This window comes from Aeromonas hydrophila subsp. hydrophila ATCC 7966, from assembly GCF_000014805.1.
Lineage (GTDB): Bacteria > Pseudomonadota > Gammaproteobacteria > Enterobacterales > Aeromonadaceae > Aeromonas > Aeromonas hydrophila.
On the sequence record NC_008570.1, the window covers coordinates 1973056 to 1996598 of the forward strand.

24 protein-coding genes, 1 tRNA gene, 1 other RNA gene and 1 riboswitch are annotated in these 23543 nt (G+C 57.4%); of the genes, 22 read left to right on the top strand and 4 right to left on the bottom strand.

Annotated elements, in window-relative coordinates; all coding sequences use genetic code 11:
• Positions 1-43: 43 nt before the first annotated feature.
• On the top strand, positions 44-1018 hold the full coding sequence (gene cysB, locus AHA_RS09095) for an HTH-type transcriptional regulator CysB (protein WP_010634254.1): 975 nt from the start codon (positions 44-46) through the stop codon (positions 1016-1018).
• A 78-nt stretch (positions 1019-1096) separates the two neighbouring features.
• Here cysB and ribA read toward each other — a convergent pair whose 3' ends face one another.
• Positions 1097-1690: a GTP cyclohydrolase II gene (gene ribA / locus AHA_RS09100; protein WP_010634253.1), complete on the bottom strand. Its 594-nt coding sequence runs from the start codon at positions 1688-1690 to the stop codon at positions 1097-1099.
• A gap of 249 nt (positions 1691-1939) precedes the next feature.
• Here ribA and cmk point away from each other — a divergent pair, with 249 nt between their 5' ends.
• From cmk to pyrF, 6 genes are all read left to right on the top strand, one after another.
• Positions 1940-2632 (top strand): (d)CMP kinase, encoded by a 693-nt coding sequence (cmk, locus tag AHA_RS09105; protein WP_011705689.1) that lies wholly within the window; start codon positions 1940-1942, stop codon positions 2630-2632.
• Positions 2633-2725: 93 nt separating this feature from the next.
• A complete protein-coding gene (gene rpsA, locus AHA_RS09110; RefSeq protein ID WP_011705690.1) occupies positions 2726-4396 on the top strand; it encodes a 30S ribosomal protein S1 in 1671 nt (556 codons plus the stop codon).
• Between the two features lie 95 nt (positions 4397-4491).
• Positions 4492-4776, top strand: a complete 285-nt coding sequence (ihfB, locus tag AHA_RS09115) for an integration host factor subunit beta (RefSeq protein ID WP_011705691.1) — start codon at positions 4492-4494, stop codon at positions 4774-4776.
• Between the two features lie 156 nt (positions 4777-4932).
• On the top strand, positions 4933-5217 hold the full coding sequence (locus AHA_RS09120) for a LapA family protein (protein WP_011705692.1): 285 nt from the start codon (positions 4933-4935) through the stop codon (positions 5215-5217).
• A gap of 9 nt (positions 5218-5226) precedes the next feature.
• Positions 5227-6393 carry a lipopolysaccharide assembly protein LapB gene (lapB, locus tag AHA_RS09125; protein WP_011705693.1) on the top strand — a complete coding sequence of 389 codons (1167 nt, stop codon included), beginning with the start codon at positions 5227-5229 and terminating at the stop codon, positions 6391-6393.
• A 101-nt stretch (positions 6394-6494) separates the two neighbouring features.
• The gene (gene pyrF, locus AHA_RS09130; RefSeq protein ID WP_011705694.1) at positions 6495-7196 is read left to right on the top strand and encodes an orotidine-5'-phosphate decarboxylase; all 702 of its coding nucleotides are present in this window, start codon (positions 6495-6497) and stop codon (positions 7194-7196) included.
• Between the two features lie 47 nt (positions 7197-7243).
• Here pyrF and rrtA read toward each other — a convergent pair whose 3' ends face one another.
• The gene (gene rrtA, locus AHA_RS09135; protein WP_230599436.1) at positions 7244-7822 is read right to left on the bottom strand and encodes a rhombosortase; all 579 of its coding nucleotides are present in this window, start codon (positions 7820-7822) and stop codon (positions 7244-7246) included.
• Here rrtA and AHA_RS09140 point away from each other — a divergent pair.
• The 5 genes from AHA_RS09140 (at position 7752) to AHA_RS09160 (ending at position 10693) form a co-directional block, all read left to right on the top strand.
• Positions 7752-8438, top strand: a complete 687-nt coding sequence (locus AHA_RS09140; RefSeq protein WP_011705696.1) for a tRNA-uridine aminocarboxypropyltransferase — start codon at positions 7752-7754, stop codon at positions 8436-8438. The two genes, rrtA and AHA_RS09140, sit on opposite strands and share 71 nt — an antisense overlap.
• A 22-nt stretch (positions 8439-8460) precedes the next feature.
• Positions 8461-9168, top strand: a complete 708-nt coding sequence (gene queC, locus AHA_RS09145) for a 7-cyano-7-deazaguanine synthase QueC (protein WP_011705697.1) — start codon at positions 8461-8463, stop codon at positions 9166-9168.
• 61 nt (positions 9169-9229) lie between these two features.
• Positions 9230-9901, top strand: a complete 672-nt coding sequence (queE, locus tag AHA_RS09150) for a 7-carboxy-7-deazaguanine synthase QueE (RefSeq protein ID WP_045791049.1) — start codon at positions 9230-9232, stop codon at positions 9899-9901.
• A 1-nt stretch (position 9902) separates the two neighbouring features.
• On the top strand, positions 9903-10133 hold the full coding sequence (locus AHA_RS09155) for a DUF3820 family protein (RefSeq protein ID WP_011705699.1): 231 nt from the start codon (positions 9903-9905) through the stop codon (positions 10131-10133).
• Positions 10130-10693 (top strand): cob(I)yrinic acid a,c-diamide adenosyltransferase, encoded by a 564-nt coding sequence (locus AHA_RS09160; protein WP_011705700.1) that lies wholly within the window; start codon positions 10130-10132, stop codon positions 10691-10693. The genes AHA_RS09155 and AHA_RS09160 overlap by 4 nt, the downstream gene beginning before the upstream one ends.
• A 66-nt stretch (positions 10694-10759) precedes the next feature.
• Here the strand turns inward: AHA_RS09160 and AHA_RS09165 are convergent, their stop codons facing one another.
• On the bottom strand, positions 10760-11164 hold the full coding sequence (locus AHA_RS09165; protein ID WP_011705701.1) for an H-NS family histone-like protein: 405 nt from the start codon (positions 11162-11164) through the stop codon (positions 10760-10762).
• Positions 11165-11485: 321 nt separating this feature from the next.
• Positions 11486-11657: riboswitch (Lysine riboswitch) on the top strand.
• Positions 11658-11743: 86 nt separating this feature from the next.
• Here AHA_RS09165 and AHA_RS09170 point away from each other — a divergent pair.
• Both AHA_RS09170 and AHA_RS09175 read left to right on the top strand, forming a co-directional pair.
• A complete protein-coding gene (locus AHA_RS09170) occupies positions 11744-13324 on the top strand; it encodes a Na+/H+ antiporter NhaC family protein (protein ID WP_011705702.1) in 1581 nt (526 codons plus the stop codon).
• Between the two features lie 86 nt (positions 13325-13410).
• Entirely contained in the window at positions 13411-13992 is a 582-nt protein-coding gene (locus AHA_RS09175; RefSeq protein WP_011705703.1) for a thymidine kinase, read from the top strand.
• Between the two features lie 68 nt (positions 13993-14060).
• Here the strand turns inward: AHA_RS09175 and AHA_RS09180 are convergent, their stop codons facing one another.
• The gene (locus AHA_RS09180; RefSeq protein WP_011705704.1) at positions 14061-15398 is read right to left on the bottom strand and encodes a flavohemoglobin expression-modulating QEGLA motif protein; all 1338 of its coding nucleotides are present in this window, start codon (positions 15396-15398) and stop codon (positions 14061-14063) included.
• Positions 15399-15556: 158 nt separating this feature from the next.
• Here AHA_RS09180 and AHA_RS09185 point away from each other — a divergent pair, with 158 nt between their 5' ends.
• From AHA_RS09185 to AHA_RS09220, 8 genes are all read left to right on the top strand, one after another.
• Complete coding sequence (locus AHA_RS09185; RefSeq protein ID WP_164927603.1) at positions 15557-16012, top strand: type III secretion system chaperone family protein; 456 nt, start codon at positions 15557-15559, stop codon at positions 16010-16012.
• 146 nt (positions 16013-16158) lie between these two features.
• Positions 16159-16246 (top strand) — tRNA-Ser (locus tag AHA_RS09190).
• A gap of 223 nt (positions 16247-16469) precedes the next feature.
• Positions 16470-16599, top strand: a non-coding RNA gene (locus AHA_RS09195) — RtT sRNA.
• Positions 16600-17459: 860 nt separating this feature from the next.
• On the top strand, positions 17460-17978 hold the full coding sequence (hcp1, locus tag AHA_RS09200; protein ID WP_011705706.1) for a type VI secretion system effector Hcp1: 519 nt from the start codon (positions 17460-17462) through the stop codon (positions 17976-17978).
• 277 nt (positions 17979-18255) lie between these two features.
• Complete coding sequence (vgrG, locus tag AHA_RS09205; protein ID WP_011705707.1) at positions 18256-20487, top strand: type VI secretion system effector VgrG; 2232 nt, start codon at positions 18256-18258, stop codon at positions 20485-20487.
• 1 nt (position 20488) lies between these two features.
• On the top strand, positions 20489-21808 hold the full coding sequence (locus AHA_RS09210; protein WP_011705708.1) for a type VI secretion system polymorphic nuclease effector: 1320 nt from the start codon (positions 20489-20491) through the stop codon (positions 21806-21808).
• 9 nt (positions 21809-21817) lie between these two features.
• Positions 21818-22807, top strand: coding sequence for a type VI secretion system immunity protein (locus AHA_RS09215; protein ID WP_011705709.1), 990 nt, complete (start codon positions 21818-21820; stop codon positions 22805-22807).
• A 276-nt stretch (positions 22808-23083) separates the two neighbouring features.
• Complete coding sequence (locus tag AHA_RS09220) at positions 23084-23467, top strand: DUF6630 family protein (protein WP_237701986.1); 384 nt, start codon at positions 23084-23086, stop codon at positions 23465-23467.
• Positions 23468-23543: the final 76 nt, after the last annotated feature.

Below are 23543 nucleotides of genomic sequence, written 5' to 3' on the forward strand. Positions count from 1 at the left end.
AGTTTGTTAGTATTAGTTCAAGTCGCCTTTAGAGCCTAACATCATGAAACTCCAACAATTGCGTTATATCGTTGAGGTTGCCAACCACAGACTGAACGTGTCGGCAACGGCAGAGAGCCTCTACACCTCTCAGCCAGGGATCAGCAAACAGGTGCGCATGCTGGAAGATGAGCTGGGGATCCAGATTTTCGAGCGCAGCGGCAAACATCTGACCCAGATCACCCCGGCTGGCCGGGACGTGATCAAGATTGCCAACGAGATCCTGGGCAAGGTGGAGAGCATCAAGTCGGTGGCGAGTCAGCACACTCACCCCGAGCAGGGCACGCTCCACATTGCGACCACCCACACCCAGGCCCGTTATGCGCTGCCTGATGTGATCAAGGGCTTCATCAAGCGCTTTCCCAAAGTCTCCCTGCACATGCACCAGGGCACGCCGACCCAGATCAGCGAAGCCGTGGTCAAGGGCCAGGCCGACTTTGCCATCGCCACCGAGGCGCTGCACCTGTACGAAGATCTCATCATGCTGCCCTGCTACCACTGGAACCGCAGCGTGATCGTGCCCAAGGGCCACCCGCTGACCCAGGTGGGCAAGCTCTCCATCGCCGACATCGCCCGCTTCCCGCTGGTGACCTATGTGTTCGGCTTTACCGGCCGCTCCGAACTCGACACCGCCTTCAACCGGGCCGGCTTTGAGCCCAACATCGTCTTTACCGCCACCGATGCGGACGTGATCAAGACCTATGTCCGGCTGGGGGTGGGGATCGGCGTAATGGCGACCATGGCGCTGGATCCCCAGGTCGATACCGATCTGGTGGCGCTCGATGCCAGCCACCTGTTTGCCCACAGCACCACCAAGATCGGCTTTCGCAAGGGCTCCTTCCTGCGTACCTACATGTATGACTTCATGACCCGTTTTGCCCCGCATCTGACCCGGGACGTGGTGGAGCGTGCCATTGCCCTGCGCTCCAGCGACGACGTGGATGCCATGTTTGCCGATATCGAGCTGCCCATCCGCTAGCGCCGCGGCGATATGAGAGCAACAAAAAACGCCTCCCGATGGGAGGCGTTTTTCATGGCGGCGAGCGGCGAGGCAGGATCACTTCTTAAACATGTGATCCAGCTTGTTGGCCTTGGTCGAGAGGTAGAACTCGTTGTGGGGATTGCGCCCTTCCTGCAGGGGCACCCGCTCCGCTACAGGAATACCGAAGGATTCCATCGCCTTCATCTTGCGCGGGTTGTTGGTCATCAACTTGAGGGATTTCACCTCCAGCTGCTTGAGCATGTCGGCGCAGATGGTGTAGTCGCGCATGTCGGCGGCAAAGCCGAGCGCCACGTTGGCCTCGACGGTGTCGGCGCCCTGATCCTGCAGATGATAGGCCCGGATCTTGTTGAGCAGGCCGATGCCGCGCCCTTCCTGACGCACGTACAGCAAGACGCCACGGCCTGCCTTGGCGATGTTTTCCAATGCAGCCTGCAGCTGGAAGCCACAGTCGCAACGCAGACTGAACAGGGCATCGCCGGTCAGGCACTCGGAGTGAATGCGGCCCAGCACCGGCTCATCACCCGTGATATCGCCCATCACCAGTGCGGCGTGATCCTTGCCGGTACCGGTTTCCTGAAAGCCTACCAGCGTGAAAGTGCCCCAGGGGGTCGGCAACTTGGATTTGGCCACGAGGGTAACGCTGCTCATAGGTTGCTCCTTACTACAGCTGCTTAAAAAAGGGCGGCCAGTTTAGCGCGCCTTGTGCGGAACAACCATAAGAACAAAACCTTGCACAGCTTAATGGTTTGCCTGGTGGTACACAAAGAGGACAGTTGCGACTGGTTTTGCGCAAATGTGTGCCACGACGACTGCCAGGCTCGGCACATTTGGGTATAATCGGCGCCCATTACCCCATCCCTCCCGGGATGTGTGCAACAAGTGTGCAGGAGAGACGTTATGCCGCAGATGGCCCCCGTGATGACAATTGATGGCCCGAGTGGTGCAGGCAAGGGCACCCTGTGTCAGTTGCTGGCTGAAAAACTGGGTTGGCACCTGCTCGATTCCGGCGCCATCTATCGGGTGCTGGCCCTGGCCGCTCTGCATCACGATGTAGAGCTCGATGCTGAAGCTGCGCTGGTTCCCCTGGCTGCCAATCTGGACGTGCAGTTCCAGGTCGATGCCGAGCAGGTGAAGGTCGTGTTGGAAGGGGAGGATGTCTCCCGTACCATCCGTACCGAGGAAGTGGGCAATGCCGCCAGTAAAATCGCCGCCTTCCCGCGGGTACGTGAAGCCCTGCTGCGTCGTCAGCGCGCATTCCGCCAAGCCCCCGGCCTCATCGCCGACGGTCGTGACATGGGCACCGTGGTTTTCCCGGAGGCCGAGGTGAAGATTTTCCTCGACGCCAGCGCCGAAGAACGGGCTGCCCGCCGCTATAAGCAGTTGCAAGATAAGGGCTTTGATGTTAACTTTGAGCGTCTTTTAACCGAGATTCGGGAGCGTGACGATCGCGACAGAAATCGCGCCGTTGCCCCCCTTAAACCGGCAGAAGATGCTCTCGTGGTGGATTCAACCGCCATGTCCATAGACGAAGTGCTGGTAACGGTACTTGCCTATGCAGAGCAACAACTTGGTGATGTCAGTACAAACTGATGTCAGTCGTCTGCACCATGGATGGCGCAGATAATTTAAAACAACCCCGCTTGTGCCGGATTGCAAGTGGATGTTTCATTTGTGACATAAACAATGATCGAATCTTTTGCTCAACTCTTTGAAGAGTCCCTGAACGCCGTTGAAACCCGTCAAGGTTCCATCGTCAAGGGTACTGTCGTTGCTATCGAAAATGGTTTCGTACTGGTTGACGCCGGTCTGAAATCCGAGTCCGCTATCCCGGCTGAAGAATTCAAGAACGCCATGGGCGAGCTGGAAATCAACGTAGGCGACTCCGTTGACGTGGCTCTGGACTCTATCGAAGATGGTTTCGGCGAAACCAAGCTGTCCCGCGAAAAAGCCAAGCGCCACGAAGCCTGGCTGCAGCTTGAAAAAGCTTACGAAGAGCAAGCTACCGTTATCGGTATCATCAACGGCAAGGTCAAGGGTGGTTTCACCGTTGAACTGAACGGCATCCGTGCCTTCCTGCCGGGTTCTCTGGTTGACGTGCGTCCGATCCGTGACACCGCTCACCTGGAAAACAAAGAACTCGAGTTCAAAGTCATCAAGCTGGACCAGAAGCGCAACAACGTTGTTGTTTCCCGTCGTGCCGTGATCGAGACCGAGAACACCTCCGAGCGCGAAAGCCTGCTGGCTAACCTGCAAGAAGGTCAAGAAGTTAAGGGTATCGTCAAGAACCTGACCGACTACGGTGCATTCGTAGATCTGGGCGGTGTTGACGGCCTGCTGCACATCACCGACATGGCGTGGAAGCGCGTTAAGCATCCTTCCGAAATCGTCAACGTTGGCGACGAGATCGCAGTCAAGGTTCTGAAGTTCGACCGCGAGCGTACCCGTGTATCCCTGGGTCTGAAGCAGCTGGGCGAAGATCCCTGGGTTGCTATCGCCAAGCGTTACCCGGAGACCACCCGTCTGTCTGGCCGCGTGACCAACCTGACCGACTACGGCTGCTTCGTTGAAATCGAAGAAGGCGTGGAAGGCCTGGTACACGTATCCGAGATGGATTGGACCAACAAGAACATCCACCCGTCCAAGGTTGTTAACGTTGGCGACGTGGTTGACGTGATGGTTCTGGACATCGACGAAGAGCGTCGTCGTATCTCCCTGGGTCTGAAGCAGTGCAAATCCAACCCGTGGCAGCTGTTTGCCGAAACTCACGCCAAGGGCGACCGTGTTTCCGGCAAGATCAAGTCCATCACTGACTTCGGTATCTTCATCGGTCTGGATGGCGGCATCGACGGCCTGGTTCACCTGTCTGACATCTCCTGGAACAACCAGGGCGAAGAAGCCGTGCGTGAATTCAAGAAGGGCGACGAGATCGAAGCCGTTGTTCTGCAAGTGGACCCGGAGCGCGAGCGCATCTCCCTGGGCGTCAAGCAGATCGAAGAAGACCCGTTCAATAAGTACCTGTCTGACAACAAGAAAGGTGCTATTGTGAAGGGTAAGGTTACCGAGGTTGATGCCAAGGGTGCCGTGATCGAACTGGCTGACGGCGTAGAAGGCTACCTGCGTGCCTCCGACGCTGCTCGTGACCGCGTAGAAGACGCCACTCTGGTGCTGTCTGTTGGTGACGAAGTTGAAGCCAAGTTCATGGGCGTTGATCGCAAGAACCGCACTGTAAGCCTGTCTGTCCGCGCTAAGGACGAGGCTGATGAGCGTGTTGCTATCGACAGCCTGAACCAACAAGAAGAAGTTGTGTTCAGCAATGCCATGGCTGAAGCGTTCAAAGCCGCCAAGGGTGAATAATCCTTGATGCAAGAAAAGGGCGGCGTGTCACGCCGCCCTTTTTTATCATTGGCGTAATGAATATTGCATGTGATCGGGGAAGGAGATTTAACGTTATGACCAAATCAGATCTCATCGAACAATTGGCTGCCAGCCGCATGCATATGCCGGCCAAGGATGTCGAAGCTGCCATCAAGGAGATCCTTGAGCAGATGGCATCGACTTTGCAAAACGGCGACCGGATTGAAATCCGTGGATTTGGAAGTTTTTCACTGCACTATCGTGCCCCCCGCGTGGGCCGCAACCCCAAAACCGGGGACAAGGTTGAACTGACCGGGAAATATGTTCCCCATTTCAAACCTGGCAAAGAGTTACGCGAGCGAGTGAACATCGCTGAATAATGCAGAAAATGGCATACTTGGGTATGCCTTTTTTGTTTTTATGGTTTGCCTTGTGGCAATTGTCCGGTTTCTCCAAGTCTTTTCCCATTCGCTCTAGAGTCTGCCGGTGATTTTAAGGATAATCAGCCTTTCATTAGATACTGACAGGGAGCTCCTATGAAGCGTATCTTGGCCCTCATTCCACTGGTGCTGGTGTTTATTCTGACCCTGGCCGTCGGTTCGCAGAATGGCCAGCTGGTGCAGTTCAACTATCTGATTGCCCAGGGCGAGTTTTCACTCTCCATGTTGCTGGGATTCTTTTTTGGTGGTGGCTTCCTGCTGGGCTGGCTGGTATTTGGTCTCTTGTTCCTGCGTCTGAAGATGCAGAATCGCACCCTCAATCGCACCATGCGCCGTCAATCCCGCGAGTTGGAGCTGGCTCGGTCGGCTGCCAAGGAATAATGTCCCTCGATGCTTGAACTGCTTTTCCTGCTGTTGCCCATTGCTGCCGGTTACGGCTGGTACATGGGGCGCAGGAGTGTTCGCCAGGACACCCAGAAACAGAGTAACCAGTTTTCCCGCCAGTACGTGGCGGGCCTCAATTATTTGTTGTCCGATGAATCAGACAAGGCGGTGGATCTCTTTATCCAGCTGCTGGAAGTGGACAGCGAAACCATCGAAACCCACCTCTCCCTCGGCAACCTGTTTCGCCAGCGTGGCGAGGTGGACCGCGCCATCAAGATCCACCAGAACCTGGTGACCCGCCAGCTGACCCGGGAACAGCGCCAGCTGGCGTTGCAGGAGCTGGCGCGCGACTTTCTTGCTGCCGGCCTGCTGGACAGGGCCGAGGCGCTCTGGAACGAGCTGTGCGATGACAGTGACTATGAAGAGACGGCGCTGGCCCAGCTGTTGATCATTCATCAGCAACTGCGGGATTGGGACAAGGCCATCGACGTGGCGGTACGGCTGCAGAAGTTTCAGGGCAAGAAGCTGGCCGAGCCCATTTCCCATTTTTACTGCGAACAGGCAGAGAGCGCCTTGCGTGAAGGGGACAAACCCGCCGGGCTTGCCAAGCTCAAGCGGGCGCTCAGCGTCAACCCCGCCTGTGCCCGTGCCAGCCTGCGTCTGGCGGAACTGGCCATGGCGGCAGGGGAGTACGAGCAGGCCAGCAAGGATCTCTTGCGGGTGTTTGAGCAGGATATCGACTTTGCCTCCGAAGCCATTCCCTTCCTCAACGAGTGCTATCAGCGCCTTGGTCGTGCCCACGATCTCATTCCCCTGCTGGAGCAGGCGGTCGAGGATCATGCTGGCGTCAGCGTGACCCTGGCACTGGCCAAGCTGGTGGAGGAGCGTGACGGCCTGAGTCAGGCCCGTGCGCTGGTGCTGCGCCAATTGCGCCGTCATCCCTCCATGAAGGGCTTCTATCAGCTGGTGGGCTTCCAGCTGGCAAGCGCTGAGGAGGGCCCTGCCAAGGAGAGCCTTGAGCTCTTGCAGCAGCTGGTTGGCGAGCAGATCAAGATCAAATCCACCCACAAGTGCCGGCAGTGCGGGTTTGCCACCCACTCCCTGTTCTGGCAGTGTCCCTCCTGCCGCCAATGGGGGTCCATCAAGCCGATCCGCGGCCTGGACGGGGAGTAAGAGCCACCACAAGATCATGAGCCAGGCCGCTGCGGCCTGGTGTTTTCAGGTCGAGCCGGGGCCAAGCTCCGGGCGGCGAATAACCATCGATAGGAAGTGAGATGCTAGATCCCAAAGTACTGGTTGCGCTGGATTATCAGCACGAGGCCGATGCCTTCGCCTTCATTGAACGTATCTCCCCGGCCCAGTGCCGTCTCAAGGTAGGCAAGGAGATGTTTACCCTGTTTGGCCCCCAGTTCGTGCGTCAGCTGGTTGCCAAGGGATTTGATGTCTTTCTGGATCTGAAGTTTCACGACATTCCCAACACCGTTGCCAAGGCGGTAGCCGCCAGTGCCGAGCTCGGCGTCTGGATGGTGAACGTGCACGCCAGCGGTGGCGAGCGGATGATGCGGGCCGCCAAGGAGGCGCTGCTGCCTTATGGCGACAAGGCGCCGCTGCTTATCGGGGTGACCGTGCTGACCAGCATGGAGCAGGCCGATATGGCGCCGTTGGGGCTCACTGTCGGCCCGGCCGAGCAGGTGATCCGGCTGGCCAAATTGACCAAGGAGGCGGGGCTCGATGGGGTGGTCTGCTCCGCCGAAGAGGCGCGTGAATTGAAGGCGCTGCTCGGCGCCGACTTCAAGCTGGTGACGCCGGGGATCCGTCCCGCTGGCTCGGCAGCCGGTGATCAACGCCGGGTCATGACACCGCTGGCGGCGGTGGAGGCGGGGGCCGACTATCTGGTGATTGGCCGCCCCATCACCCAGGCGGCCGATCCTGCCGCCATGCTGGCAGGCATCAATGCAGAGCTGGCAAATCGATAATGGACAGGATGCCGGCCCGATGGGGCCGGCATTGCATCAGGGGCGGCTCACTCCTTGGGAGCAGGCTCGCGCAGAGTGATCGGGAGCAGGCCGAGCAACAGGCCGGCGCCCGAGCCAATCAGATGTGATTCAATGTGTACCCTGGCGCCGATGAGGGCGGACACCGGGCTCTCTCCTGCACTGTAGAAGTCCACCCCGAGCTTGATCGCCACCCCTGCCAGCATCAACCAGCCGGAGTAGCGGCGATAGCGGATATCCTGCAGCGCGCCCCAGACGAACAGGCCGTGCAGCGCGCCCGACAATCCCATGTACCACTGGGTCTGCGGACACCACCACCAGATACCGAGCCCGACGGCGGCGCCGAGCAGCAACAGCAGCAGCGGCAGCCGACAACCGGTCAGGTATTCGCGAAACAGGCTGTAAAGTACCCACAACCCGCTCAGATTGAGCAGCAGGTGCCACAGATTGGTGTGGGCCACATTGCCTGTTATGATGCGCCACCCTTCACCCTGGGCTATCAGGGTGCGATCGAAGGAGAGCTGGTGATTCGGCACGATGAAAAATAGCAGCAAACTGGCGAGTGAAAGCGTGATGACCCAGAGCAATCCTGATTTTTCTGACAACATGAAACAGTCCGACGACAACAAGAGCCGCTACTGTACACGTTGCACCAGAGCCCTCAAAGCCTGTCTGTGTGATTATATTCGGCAGGTGCCGCATCTCGCCCCTCTTCATATTTTGCAGCATCCGAGCGAAGTCGGGCATCCCAAGGGAACCGCCATCCTGCTGGCCGCCTCGCTGGCGCAGGCCCGCCTGCATGTGGGCGAACAGGTGGCCGACGTTCCCGAGCTGGCGGCCTTGCTGGCCGATCCCGCGCTGCAGTGTTATCTGCTGTGGCCGGATGAGGAGGCCATCTCGCTTGCCAGGGTGCGGGAGAGGGAGACGGCCGAGCCGGCTCGCCGGGTCTGTTTTTTGCTGCTCGATGGCACCTGGCGCAAGGCCTACCGGATGCTGCACAGCAACCCTGAGTTGCAGCAGCTGCCGCGGATAAAGCTGGACGCCATCGCGGGGCAATATTCCATTCGCAAGAAGCCGTTTGCAGAGGCGCTGTCGACCCTGGAAGCGGGCTACCATCTGTTGTCCCAGTGGGAGAGGGCGCCCGATCGCTTCGCCCCGCTGATGACCCTTTTTACCCATTTGAACCGGCAGTGGCACGATTTTGCCCAGGGCCGGCGCAGTTGAACTGCCCAGAGGAGAGTTATTCGTGAAAAAAGCCGTCGTGGTATTCAGTGGTGGTCAAGACAGCACCACCTGCCTGGTCCAGGCCTTGTCCCGTTATGACGAGGTGCACGCCATCACCTTCGATTATGGCCAGCGCCATCGGGAAGAGATCGAGACGGCGCGCCGTCTGGCAAGCCAGCTCGGCATCGCTGCCCACAAGGTGATGGACGTGACCATGCTGGGCGAGCTGGCCATCTCGGCCCTGACCCGGGACGAGATCCCGGTGAGCTTCGAGCTGCAGGACAACGGCCTGCCCAATACCTTCGTACCGGGCCGCAACATCCTGTTCCTCACCCTGGCCGCCATCTACGCCTACCAGGTGGGGGCCGAGGCGGTGATCACCGGGGTGTGCGAGACCGATTTCTCCGGTTACCCGGATTGCCGCGACGAGTTCGTCAAGGCGCTCAATCAGGCCGTCTCGCTGGGGCTGGATCGCGCCATTCGCTTCGAGACCCCGCTGATGTGGCTCGACAAGGCCGAGACCTGGGCACTGGCGGATCACTACGGCCACCTCGACACCGTGCGCCAGCAGACGCTCACCTGCTACAACGGCATTGCCGGCGACGGTTGCGGTGCCTGTCCTGCCTGCGATCTGCGCAGCCGCGGCCTGCAGCAGTACCTGGCCGACAAGGCGGGCGTGGCGGCTCGCTTGCACCAAAAAACCGGGCTGGGCGAGAAAAGCGGATGCTGAACCTGCGTATCGGCCATGCTTGGGGTATAATCCGCGACTTTTGCAACCAGCCGTGACCAAGATGCACTACCCAATCAACGAGATATTCCAGACCATCCAGGGGGAGGGGGTCTTCACCGGCCTGCCCGCCATCTTCGTTCGCCTGCAGGGCTGCCCGGTGGGATGCCCCTGGTGCGATACCCGCCATACCTGGGTGGTCGATCCTGCTCGTGAAGTGGGGGTACAGGCGGTACTCGACTGCTCCAACGAATCCGATGGCTGGAGCAAGATGAGCACGGAGCAGATCCTGGCCAGCTTCCAGCAGCTCGGTTATCAGGCGCGCCACGTGGTGATCACGGGGGGGGAGCCCTGCCTCTATGATCTGCAGGATCTCTCTGCCGCTCTGATTGAGGCGGGTTATCAGGTGCAGATCGAAACCAGCGGTACCAGCGAGATCCAGACTCATGAGCAGACCTGGGTCACCGTATCCCCCAAGATCAATATGAAGGGAGGGCTGCCGGTGCTGGTCTCTGCCCTCGAGCGGGCCAACGAGATCAAGCATCCGGTGGCCACCGAGCGCCATGTAGAGGAGCTGGATGCGCTGCTGGCCACCGCCCGCTTGCGTGAAAACGTGGTGATCGCGCTGCAACCCATCAGCCAGAAACCCAGGGCCACTCAATTGGCGATGACAACCTGCATTGCCCGCAATTGGCGGCTCTCCATCCAGACTCATAAATATCTGGATATCGATTGAGATGGAGTGGTTGTCCGACGAGCGGGTATTGTTGTCCCTGGCCAACAAGATGCCTTACGGCAAATATCGGGGACGTCGCATCATCGATATTCCGGAGCCTTATCTGGTGTGGCTGGCCCGCACCGGTTTTCCCGCCGGTTCACTGGGTCAAACGCTGGCGCTGGCCTATGAAATCAAGCTCAACGGGCTGGAATCCATGATTGTTCCCATTATTAGCAGGATGTCGGTATGAGGATATATACGAGGCAGGGCGACAAGGGCATGACTCGCCTGGCCGATGGGCTGCAACTGGCCAAAGACGATATGCGGGTAGAAACCTATGGTTATATTGATGAATTAAATTCTCATATAGGTCTTCTTATTGCCGAGGTGCCTGCGGCCGAAACCGGATTATTGGCTGACTTGTTATTATTGCAACAGGAATTGTTCGATCTGGGCGGGGAGCTGGCATTTTCCAGCGCCGCTCAGGAAGCTGCCATCTGGCAGGTGAATAATGAGTGGACCTTGCGGCTGGAGCAACAAATTGATGCCTACAGCGCCAATTTACCTGTGCTGCGCAATTTTATTTTGCCCAGTGGTTCCCGTGCGGCGGCGCAAGCCCATGTGGTGCGAACCCTCACCCGGCGCTGCGAGCGTCTGCTGCTGACCCTGAGCCGCAGCGAGCAGCTCAATCCGGCCATTCTGCCCTACATGAACCGGCTGAGTGACTGGTTCTTCACCATTGCCCGCTACCTGCTGGCCTGTACGGCGACCCCCGAAGTGCTCTGGGTCAAGGCTGCAGAGCGGGGCTGATAGCCAGGCTACAGACAATAAAAAACCTCGCGATGCGAGGTTTTTTATTGCGACGATGCGGCTTTATCAGATGGCAAATTCTTCGACGGATTTACCTTCGGCAACGGCCTTGGCAATCACGGAAGGCATGCGGCCCTGGCCGGTCCAGGTTTTTTCCACGCCGTTGTCCATATAACGGTATTTGGCCGGGCGGGGAGCACGTTTGCCCTTGCTGGCCTTGGCCGGCTCAACGGCCACGGTGCCAACCAATTCGGCCGGATCGATGCCGGCGGCTTTCAGCATTTCGGCATATTCGTTAATTTTACGCAGATGTTCTTCGCGAGCCTGACGCTCGGCGGCTTCATCCTGCTGGCGCTCGCTGACAATAGCGGAGAGCTTTTCCAGACCTTCTTCCAATTGTTCCAGTGTCAGCTCACGGCAAGCGGCACGCAGGCTACGGACATTCAGCAGGACTTTCAAAAATTCGTTCATAGTGTTCACCACGCGAGCAAAAGAGTGAATTAAATAGAAATAGTAATTTTGGCTAATTTATACGGCCATTTATGATCAAGTCAAGTCAGCTGAATTAATAAATTCATAGTGGAAATTAAGTGATCTATTTTGGATTCAGCCCCGATTCAGCAATATTGGCAATGTACATACTCGACTGAGTTCTTGATAGATGAAAATAGCGACAAAATCATAATGTTTGCACCATTTGACTACCACCATGCCATTTTAAGCCACGCCATTTGGTGATTTAATCAAAAAACTTGCTATAACGTGCCGGCACGATAAAATGTGCCTCGAATACCTTTAAGTAGAGGCGCGCTGCCTATGACTACTTGTGCGGAGGGTGATGCCTGTGATGCACGAGGAAAGGAGTCAGCGCCGAAGTGGCCAGGCCATCATACCGGGCTGCTGGTTCTGCATCTAATAGGTGCAGGACTGCCATAGTCATCCACTATGGAGCGCTACCTGAAGGGGCTGAGGAGTATTACCTCCCCATGGGTTTTGTTTCTTTATCCTCTCGGTAGATCTCCACCTGCTGTCTTTAGGTGCAAAGAGATCATGGACATCATTCACTACGCCGACTCCGGTTGGTCAATCATTCCGCCCCTGCTGGCCGTCGCCCTGGCAATCCTGACCCGCCGCGTCCTGCTGTCGCTGGGGGTGGGCATAGTCACTGGCAGTCTGCTGCTGAACCAGTTTTCTCCCCTCGATTCCCTGCATTACATGTTGAACACCGTGCTCAAGATCTTCTGGGTCGACGGGGCACTCAACCGTGACAACATCAACATGTTGCTGTTCATGCTGCTGCTGGGCGGCCTCATCAGCCTGATGAGCGTTTCCGGTGCGACCCGAGCCTTCGCCGAGTGGGCCGCCAAGCGCGCCAAGACCCGCAAGGGGGCCAAGACGCTGACCGGCATGATGGTCTTTGCCTTCTTCATCGATGACTTCTTCCACAGCCTGTCGGTAGGGGCCATCTGCCGTCCGGTGACCGACCGCTTCCAGATCTCCCGCGCCAAGCTGGCCTACTTGCTGGACTCCACCGCCGCCCCGGTCTGCGTGCTGATGCCCATCTCCTCCTGGGGGGCGTATATCATCGCCCTGGTCGGCGGCATCATGGCGGCTCACGGCATCACCGGGCAGAGCCCCATCTCCGCCTTTGTCGAGATGATCCCGATGAACCTCTATGCGGTGTTCACCCTGATCATGGTGCTGGTAGTGATCGCATTCCAGCTCGACATCGGCCCAATGCGTCAGCACGAGCAGTGGGCGCTGGAAGGCAAGCTGTGGGATGAGTCCAAGGGCCGCCCCATCGGCCTGGACATGGAGAGCCCGGAGGAGAGCAACGGCGGCATGATCGACATGGTGCTGCCGATCCTGACCCTGACTGCGGCCACCGTCTACTTCATGATTGACTCCGGCGCCGCCGTGCTGGCTGCCAATGGCGAGCCGTTCAGCGTGCTCGGCTCGTTCGAGAATACCAACGTCGGCTCGTCCCTGGTGTATGGCGCCCTGTGCAGCCTGGTGGTCTCCATCGGTCTGGCCATGCGTCTCAAGCTCGGCGCCAAGAACTGGATCAAGGCTGCACCGCAAGGGGTGATGGCCATGTTGCCGGCCATCAACATCCTGCTGTTTGCCTGGACCATTGGCGCCGTGGTGCGTGACGTCGAGACCGGCAAGTACCTGGCATCGCTTGCCAACGGCAACCTGCCCATCGAAGTGCTGCCTGCCGTGGTCTTTATCCTCTCCTGTGCCATGGCGTTTGCCACCGGCACCAGCTGGGGCACCTTCGGCATCATGCTGCCGCTGGCCGGCGACATGGCGGCAGCCAGTGACATCACGCTGATGCTGCCGATGCTGGCCGCCGTGCTGGCCGGTTCCGTGTTCGGTGATCACAGCTCGCCCATCTCCAGCACCAGTATCCTGTCGGCCACCGGTGCCGGCTGCCATCACATCGACCACGTGATGACCCAGCTGCCCTATGCCTTGGCCATCGCCTTCGGCGCCGCCCTCGGTTATCTGGTGATGGGGTTGATGCATTCGGTGCTGGCAGGCTTCAGCGTCAGTGCGCTCTGGTTCGTCATCTTCTCCAGCTACCATTTGCGCAAGGCAAGGTCCCAAGCGGACCTGGCCATCGCATAAAAAGAACAAGGGGCCGCCAGGCCCCTTGGTTTTGTTGGGGGCTTTGGTTAGCATGCGCCCCATAAATTCAGTTTCGGAACAGTACCATGGCTTCACTGCACTACAAGTTTGCCACCATGAATTCAGGCAAATCGACCCAGCTCATTCAGGCGCACTTCAATTATCTGGAGCGGGGCATGCATCCCTTGGCCATGACACCCGCCATCGACGACCGTTTCGGGGTCGGGGTGATCAGTGCCCGGGTGGGGTTGGAGCTGAGAGTCGAGGTGTTCAGCGATAGCTGCGATCTGTTCGAGATGGTAAAAGCCCGCCATGCCGAGCGGCACATCGACGTGTTCATCGTCGATGAAGCCCAGTTCCTGACCAAGGAGCAGGTCTATCAGCTGGCCCGCATCGTCGACGAGCAGGACATTCCGGTGATCGCCTACGGCCTCAAGACCGATTTTCGTGGCGAGCTGTTTCCCGGCTCCTACCACCTGCTCTGCCTGGCCGACAAGTTCGAGGAGCTGAAAAGCATCTGCTGGTGCGGCAACAAGGCGCACATGAACTCCCGGGTCAATGAAGCCGGCCAGGTGATGCGCGATGGTGAGCAGGTGGAGATCGGCGGCAATGATCGTTATGTCTCCCTGTGCCGCAAACACTATCTGGAAGGACGGGCCTTCAAATAGCCCCCTCTTCATCGCGATGAGTAGATAGAAAAAGGCGCCAATCTGGCGCCTTTTTTGTTGCTGGTGGTTCAGTCAATCTCGATGTCGACGGGGGCTATGATGGGATCGGCCACCGGCAGGCGGTGGAACAGCTGGCGAAAGTGCTGCTGCACCCGGCCGATATCCACCAGCGACATGCCGGAGGCGAAGCCAAACCAGACGTAGAGGCCGGTGAGATCGCGAAACATGGGGGGCAGATAACGGGGCGCACTGATCAGCCCCTCCAGATAGTGCTGATAGAGCACCGGGATGTCGTCTAGGGTCACCTTGCCGACGAACAGCATGGGCAGGATCTCGGGCACCCCCTCCAGCACGGCGCTACGGATGAAGTTGACCGTCTCCACATAGCCCTTCACATAGGAGAGATCCTTGGTGAAGCAGGCGCCCCCCTCGACCATGCCGCCGCGAAACACCCGCTGGGTGATCTTGTAGGCGTCGTGTTCGCTGGTGCCCTGGCTGACGAAGTGCTGGAACACTTCGATGAAGTCGGCGCCGCGCTCCGCCATGTCGATGGCCATCACCCGATCCGAGATGCGCTTGGCCCGGTCCGGGAAGGAGCTGAAGGTGAGGGTTTCTATCAGCACCGCCAACCCCTCCTGGCAGGCAGTGATGCGCGGCGAGCCTGCACTGAGCCAGGTGGCATAGGGTTGCTGACGTCCGTTGAGGGTGGTGCCCACGTGCACCCAGCCCTCGTGGACCTCCAGCACCTGCAGATCCAGCTCGGAGAAACGGGCGTGGGAGTTGAGCTTGATGTAATCGCCGCCGGCCGCCGCGTCCGAGACGATGCCATCGCTCAGCTTGACCTGCACGGTGCCGTCACTGAAATAGCTCGACAGCTTGCCCTGCAATTTGGCCACCGCCGCTTCCCCTTCGAACTCTTTGGGGTAGGGGCGGACTAGGTGGCGGGCACCGGGCAGGGAAAAGATATCGCACAGCCTCGCACCCAGCTCCTTGAGGGTCTTGCGATCGCCGCGCAGGTGATCGCCGGCCGAACCGTACAGCAGCTGGCTGTAGCGCAGAAAATCCGGTTGGCCGCGCTGGCGCAGCATCTCGATGACCACCATGTATTGATCCACCGTCTCCTGCAGGATACGGCCAAGCTCGTCCTGGGGGCCGAGCCGGCGGCGGATCCTGTCCCGCAGCTCCTTGAGCTCCAGATACTTGTTGCGGGGATCGAAGCCGAGGGGGAGTCCATCATAGAAGGCTTTGTCGACGGCCGGCAGCGTGCGCCCTCCTCTGGCCAGAAAGTCGGCCTGTAGGTGACGGGGCCATTTGATGGCATCCAGAATGCGGATGGGCTTTTGTAGGATCAAGAGTTCATCCGAGAGGGATTTCAGATGCAGGCGGTACTTTTCTTGGATGGTCATTTAGCCCCCTGTGGGGCGAGTGTGGCGCTGGAATGGGCTGAGTATATGCAGGCGGCTTGCCAAAAAGAAGCGAGGCATGTGCTTATCCGGCCAGTGCGCTTTTGGTTGCCGGAAAATTGGTTTAGACTGCGCCCCTTGATCCCAATTGTGTCGTGGAAATGATGAATATTCCCAGCTCCGAAATGATAATGCGTTGGTTGCAGCAGGCTCGTATCGAGCACTACATCTGTGATCAGTGCCACGGTATCCACATTGTCTCTCTGCAGTCCGTTGAAGGCATTCAGGAGAGCCGGATCTTCGTCGAAGAGGAAGGGCTGCTGTTTTCATCTGAGCTGGAGGTGCGTCCCTCCGCCTTGCTGCCGCTGGTGGCCGAACTGGGTCGTCTCAACATGCAGTACCCGTCGCTCAAGGTGTTCCTCGACATCATCGATGACAACCTGCCGCGTCTGGTGGTGGGCCACACCGTCTTCACCAAGGCCGGTCTGTCGGTCGAGCAGTTCCTGCTGTTCGTTGAAAGCACCATCGCCACCACCCATGAAGTGGTCTCCGAATGCGAGCGGTTGGGCTTCCTGAATCTGCCGGAAATCCAGGTTGCGCCGGAGTCTGTGCACTGATTTGTGCGTTAAATGTGCGAACGGTTCGCCTGATGCAAAAAGCCGTTGACGCCGGCGGGGCTTTCCCCTAAATTACGCCCCGTTCCAGCGCAACGGCGCAGCGAACACAGTGCTGGCTGAGCAGGTTAAACAGCAGATCAAAATTTGGTGAGGTGTCCGAGTGGCTGAAGGAGCACGCCTGGAAAGTGTGTATACGGCAACGTATCGAGGGTTCGAATCCCTCCCTCACCGCCAAATAAAACAAAAGGGCCTGTCTTGTGACAGGCCCTTTTGTTTTATCCGGTGACGGGCGGCGCGGTTCGGGCCCAGGTTCGACAGGCGGGCAGGATAGCCCGTCTGGATGGCCAGAGGCCGCCCGCAGGGCGAGCGCCATGGATGGCGCGAGTCAATCCCGACCCAGCGTACAGATTGAAAAACCGACCTGATGGTCGGTTTTTTGCTTTGGGGAAGAATTATCCGTTCATGTCGAAGAGAGAGGATGAGAACCCTCACCGGGTTTGAGCAGAGAAGCTTGCAGTGATGAACGGCCGCAGGCCGCCCCGAAGGAGTGAGCCACGCAGTGGCGAATGATCCTTCCTTCATCGCCAAATAAAGTAAAAGGGCTTGTCGAAAGACAGGCCCTTTTACTTTATGGGCTGAAGACAGCCCGGTTCTGACCCAGGCTCGACCTGTGGACAGGGTAGTCCGGCTGGACGGTCACAGCCCTCCCACAGGGTAAGCGTCGGTGATGACGCGAATCAATCCTGACCCACTTACCCAATGTAAAGCCCGATCTGATGGTCGGGCTTTTGCGTTTCTGGCCGGTGATATATCTGTCGATGTCGATGTCGATGTCGATGTCGATGCGAAGGGCAGGGAACATAGAGCCCAAGCTATCTCTTCAGTGACAGCCATAGATTGCCCCGCGAAGGCACACTATCCAAGTAACCGGCCCGATGGTCGGTCACTTGGATATATGGGTGATGCTGTGTTTGGCGTCTGGGCGTTATGCAAGGAAGCTTGCCAAGCTGTCCCATCTCATTGAGCAGTGCGCCCACCACGTTGCCTCTCTTCTTACTTATTACGCTGGTGCCAAGAGACCTCTTTTTCGAAGACATCTTGGCGCGCTTCTTTCTGTTTCTCTCTGCCAATGGTGAGAGTCTTTGGTCGCCCACGCTTTGATTGGCCAAGTGCCTATCTTCAGTAAGTGATCGCCGGGTAACAGGTGAGGGGTAGATATAAACTCTTCCCTGCGCAATGAATTGCCATTTATTCAGTGATTGATGCTGGTTGTGCAAGGTCGTGTAGTTTTATGTGCCACCTACGCAACTTGTTGCGCCATATGGCGGCTGTGCAAGTGAGGGGGCGTTTTAATTATTTGTTTTTTAACAAATAATTAGTTTGGCATGGTCACTGCTAACGGATTCGGTCGAGTGTCATTACCGTTCAACCAATCAGGAGCATACCCATGCCAACTCCATGTTATATCAGCATCGAAGGTAAAACCCAGGGCAATATCACCGCTGGTGCCTTCACTTCCGATTCCGTCGGCAACATCTTCGTGCAGGGTCACGAAGACGAGATGCTGGTGCAAGAGTTTCAACACGTCGTGACCGTCCCGACTGATCCGCAATCTGGTCAGCCTGCTGGTCAGCGTGTCCACAGGCCGTTCAAGTTCACCGTTGCGCTGAACAAAGCCGTGCCGCTGATGTACAACTCCCTGGCGTCCGGCGAGATGCTGCCGAAAGTGACCCTGAAGTGGTACCGCACCTCCGTAGAGGGCAAGCAGGAGCACTTTTTCTCTACCGTGCTGACCGATGCCACCATCGTCGACATCGACTGCCAGATGCCGCACTGCCAGGATCCGGCGAAGTCTGACTTCACCCAGCTGATCCAGGTCTCCATGGCCTACCGCAAGATTGACTGGGAGCACACTGTTGCCGGTACTTCCGGTGCGGACGACTGGCGTGCGCCGATCGAGGCGTAACTTGCCCATCAGGGGCACTGCTTGCGGTGCCCCTTGTTTTCTTAACGCTTAGCCCGTTGCTTTCAACCGAGTCAGCTCGTTTCCCCCTCATTTTTCTTATGTCCGTTTGCCTGGTGTGAGCGGGTACAAGAAAAAATCCGGGTTTACGTCTTGCCGCACGCCGTCAAGGGCGTGCGGTAGCCATGGTGTCAGAAAAACCGGGGCGATGGCGGATCTCCCACCCGGCTTGCAGTGCCCCGCCTGATGGGGCTACACGACATCTCAGAGGCGCTCAGCGATGGCAGACAGCACAGGATTACAATTTACCGTCAAGGTGGGGGCTCTGCCCGAGAGCACCTTCGTGGTGGCCGAGTTTGCGCTGGATGAAGCGCTCAACCGCCCGTTCAACCTGCGTCTGGAGCTGGCGAGTGCCCAGCCCGACATCGACTTTGGCGCCGTGCTGGACCAGCCGTGCGAGCTGCTGGTGTGGTACAACGGCGAGCTGCAGCGCCGGGTCTGCGGGGTGGTGAGTGACTTCGCGCAGGGTGACAGCGGCTTTCGCCGCACCCGCTATCAGCTCATGGTGCAGCCGGCCCTGTGGCGACTCTCTTTGCGCCAAAACTGCCGCATCTTCCAGGCGCAAAAGCCCGATGAAATCCTCTCCATCCTGTTGCAAGAGCACGGCATCACCGACTATGCCTTTGCGCTCAAGAACGAGCATGCCAAGCGGGAGTACTGCGTTCAGTACCGGGAAACCGACCTCGATTTCGTGAACCGGCTTGCCGCCGAAGAGGGGATGTTCTACTTCCACGAGTTTGAAGCGGGCAAGCACCGCATCGTGTTTGCCGACGACGCGGCCGCTCTGACTGCCGGCCCCGAGCTCTTCTTCAACCTCGGCAACCGTTCCCTCGAGCAAGGCCCCTATGTGCGGCAGTTCCACTACCGTGAGGCAGTGCGCCCGTCGGATGTGGAGCTCAAAGACTACAGCTGCAAGACGCCTGCCTACGGCCTCTCTCACAAAAAGCAGGGCAGTGAGCTCGAGCACCAGCGCGACACCTACCAGCACTTCGACTATCCGGGCCGCTACAAGCAGGACCCGAGCGGCAAGGCGTTTGCCCAGCATAGGCTGGATGCGCTGCGCAACGACGCGGTGGCGGGCCAGGTTAAGTCCAACTGCGCCGCGTTGCTGCCGGGCCAGACGTTTTCACTCACTGAACATCCCAACGGCAGCCTCAACACCGACTGGCAAATCGTGCGTATCCGTCACACCGGTGAACAACCCCAGGCCTTGGAAGAAGAAGGCGGCAGCGGCCCCACCGTCTATCACAACGAATTTGGTGTAGTGAAGGCCAGCACCACCTGGCGGGCGCGCATCGGCAGTCCGGAGGCCCCTCACAAGCCCATGGTGGATGGCCCGCAAATCGCCATGGTGGTGGGCCCCGACGGGGAAGAGATTTACTGCGACGAGCACGGCCGGGTGAAGCTGCAATTCCCGTGGGACCGCTACGGCTCGAGCAACGACCAGAGCTCCTGCTGGGTGCGAGTCTCGCAAGGCTGGGCCGGCGGCCAATACGGCATGATGGCCATCCCGCGCATCGGCCACGAGGTCATCGTGAGCTTTTTGGAAGGGGATCCGGACCAGCCCATCGTGACCGGGCGCACCTATCACGCCACCAATCGGCCACCGTACGAGCTGCCAGCCAACAAGACCCGCACCGTGCTGCGCACCGAAACCCACCAGGGTGAGGGCTTCAACGAGCTGCGCTTTGAAGACCAGGCTGGGCAGGAAGAGATTTACATCCACGGTCAGAAAGACCTGAACGTGCTGATAGAGAACGATGCCGCTTGGCACATCAAACATGACCAGCACACCGACATCGACAACGAGCGGGTGACCCGTGTCAGGAAGGTGCCGGGTGAGGAAGGGGCCCCACCCAGTCTTGGCAACGATCATCTGACCGTTGAAGGAGAGAAGCGGGACCATATCAAGGCTGACTACTCGCTGACCGTGGATACCTCCATGCATCAAAAACTCGGTCAGAGCTGGCTCACCCAGGCGGGGCAGGAAGTGCACGTCAAAGCCGGTGCCAAGGTGGTGCTGGAAGCGGGTTCTGAAATTACCGTCAAGGTCGGTGGCTGCTTTATCAAGGTTGATGGCGGCGGTGTCACCCTGGTCGGCCCCACCATCAAGATGAATTCGGGTGGCAATGCAGGCTCTGGATCTGGTTGGGCTGGCAAGGTACCCAAGAGCATGGAGGGTATGCTGGACAGCCCTCACACACGCTGGATGAAATTTTATCACCTCGACTCCGAGCTGATGCCGCTGGCGGGCACCCCCTACAAGGCCGTATTGAGCGATGGTTCGGTGCGGGAAGGCACGCTGGATGGTGAGGGCATGGCGCTGCTCGAGGATGTGCCTGCTGGCACCGCCTCAGTGACCTATGACCTGCAGGACACTTTTGCCGATCTGCCCCGTGAATCCATCTCGGCCCTCACCGGCCATCTCGACAGTCTGAGCGACGAGGGCTGATATGTTCGGTAACGATCTGTTTGAACAGCTCTATGACCACCTGGATCAGGCGGTGTCTGGTGGCGCGGCCTATGTCAAACAAAGTGCAGAGGCGGTAAAAAAGGGGGTTGCTTCCAGCCTGCAGTGGATTTGGGAGGCCCTGCAGGGTGACTTCAACCCCAATCAAAGTGCAGGACAAATCGCTGCCAATGCGGTACTGGGCCTCATTCCCGTGGTCGATCAGGTGCTGGATTGCCGCGATCTGATTGCCAATGCCCGGGATATTTCCCGTGATCCCAAGCAACCGGAGAAGTGGGTTTTTCTGAGCTTTACCCTGATTGGCCTGATCCCGTCGCTGGGCTCAGCCCTCAAGGGGGTGTTGAAGATCATCTTCCTGTTTGTCCGCAAGGCGGGTGGGGATGCCACCAAGGCGATCAGACCCGCAATGGCGCCTGTGCTGACGTTTCTCAGTGATCCCAAGGTCAAGAAAGTGCTGGGTATCTCGCGCCTCGACAAGGTGCTGAAAGGATTTGCCGGCCAGATCCGTGGGCTGAGAGGACAGATTGCCGTCAGCGTGCTGCTGGGTTATCTGAATGATGCAGTCAAGTCACTGACTAGTTTGATCGGCAAGATCAAGGGATTGGCTCCTGCTTCAGTCAGGATCTGGCTTGAGCAATCCCAGCGTTTGGTGTTGCAGATGCAGTCACAGGCCGGTCAGATGCTGCCTGTCGCCATGGGGCCCGTGCTCAAATCCCTCGATGAGATAGCCGCTGGACTGGAGAAAGAGGCGGTCAAGCATGCCCCTGGTTACAAGGCCATGCCCGGTGGTACCGTTATCCACCCGCTGCCGGACGATGTGGTCAAAGTGAACCTCAAGATCCTGAGCCGCTCGAAGAAAGGGATTTATGGCGAGATCATCAGCGACAACTGGATGGCAAATCACAAGTTCGAGAACCTGTTGCCAGAACATCGCCGGGTACGTAGCCTGAATGACAAGCCCAGAGGGCGGGGCATCGATGGTATCTACAAGAATACCAATCCTCCGCCTCCCTACGTGGTGACCGAGACCAAGTTTCGGACGGCAGGGGGGGAGTATATCGACGGGGATGGCACCAAGAGCACCCAGTTGTTGTCGATGACCAAAGGGTCGGGCAAGCAGATGAGCGGCCAGTGGATAGACAAGCGATTGCCCGATGAGATCACGGACAAGAAAATATTAAAAGATCTTAAAAATGAAGGTTATGAGGCTTGGCTAATGATTGTCGATGAATCTGGTAAAGTGATACAGATAACCAAGCTGGATAAGTCAGCCAATGCTGTAGGTACGATTTCGATCAAGTAGGAGCAGTGAATGAGTTCGTTTATTGAGCAGCGTCGAGATCCACTATTATCTGAGCTGTTTTTTTTAGAGCAGATAGAGGATTATAAAGAGTCATCATATTTTGACCAAAGTTGGTGGGCTAAAATAAACGATCCCTTACATGAACGCTGGAGTGATCCACATCGACGTCCTACCCGCTCCATGGCCAGCGAAAGTATGTTCATGGACAACTTGGAACATGCAATTCTTCTTTATTCTGGTGGCGTATCCCACGAAGAGATCAATGCATGCCTCTCGATAGTAACAAAAGAACTGCTGCGCCATAAAAAAGAGTTTCCAGATGAACAGTTTTATTACTGGGAGCAAGATGCCTATCAATATCTGCTCTGGATGTTCGCATTAAGCATCCTCTATGGCCAGGATGAGATGTTGCCCGAGTTGGTGCGTTATATCAGTAAGAATCCGGAAGGGGACGACGACCCGCTGTGGAGCGTACTGTTGGCCCGCTTGGGTTATCCTGGCTTCCCTCGAGGCCCAGAATCCTATATTCCAGAGGTGTATCGTCCGCTATTTGATGCCATCAAGGGAGATGGTGTTAATCCCACCAAGGTTGAGCGTCAGGCAAGCATCAAGCAATATCTCAAAGGATGGTACAAGGGGTGTAAAGAGTGCTATTGGCACGACAGGCACAAGGCAAAGCATGCCATCTACTTTGGCTATTGGGCTTTTGAAGCGGCGCTGGTCACCCTGCTTTATGAGCTGGATGACAGCAGCTATCGAGACATGCGCTATTACCCCAAGGATCTGGTGGATTATGCCAGAGCCAATGGTATTGCAGAGAAATGGCAGGCATTGCAAGTAGCCCAACATCCTATTGCCATGCCGGGTTCCGTGGTGGAGCAGGATGGCAACTGGCGCTGCAACCTGACCGATGAGCAGTGGCAGCTTCGCAAAGGGCAGCGCTTACCTTCCCAAACCCATGTCAACAAGGATGACATGTTGTTCTGGGTACAGGAGTAGTCCGCAGTGTATCGATCATGCATTGCCTGCGTGATCGATACATCGCGAACCGAGCATCGTTTTGGTGCTGCCGTGGTATTGCTTGGTCCTGTATGAAAAAATCGAGAAAGAAAAGTGAAGGCGATAAAAAAACTATTTCTGCTCCTCTCAGTCATCATCTTGTCACCCCTGTTGATTCCCATGGTCTATGTCGAAAGACGAAGAAAGAAATGGCTTCTATCAATTTTACTATCCCCTCTGCCTGAAGAGATCAGAGCCGGCAGATTGAACACGCTGATGAATACCCATGCCGATGAGCTACAGGGCGGCATTGTGTCAACACTTGTTGAATTCAACTCTGATGAACATTGGGTGTGTCTCAATATTGACTGGCGAGACGTCGAGGAAGTTGAGTTGCAGGGCAACGCATTGGCGGATATTCACGGCATCAAGGAACATTTTATTTGCTCCGAACCGGGTGAGGATACATCGGTTTGGCGCATATTGGTGCTTTATGACTTATGGCTGCAAGCGCGAGGATATGAAGTCGTGCTTTGGGATATAGATGCAGATCAATATACAGGGTTTATTTGTCGAACGGATGTTCTCGATAAACTGTTAAACGAGGGGCGCAAGCTGGGTTTGGCTATGGTCAAGCTGGATCATGTAAACGAGCAATAATATTGTTGGGCGTTATGGGAATGTCCAGAATAAAGTCTGTTTAAAAGTTGATAAGCAATAGAAAGTCTATCTGGTT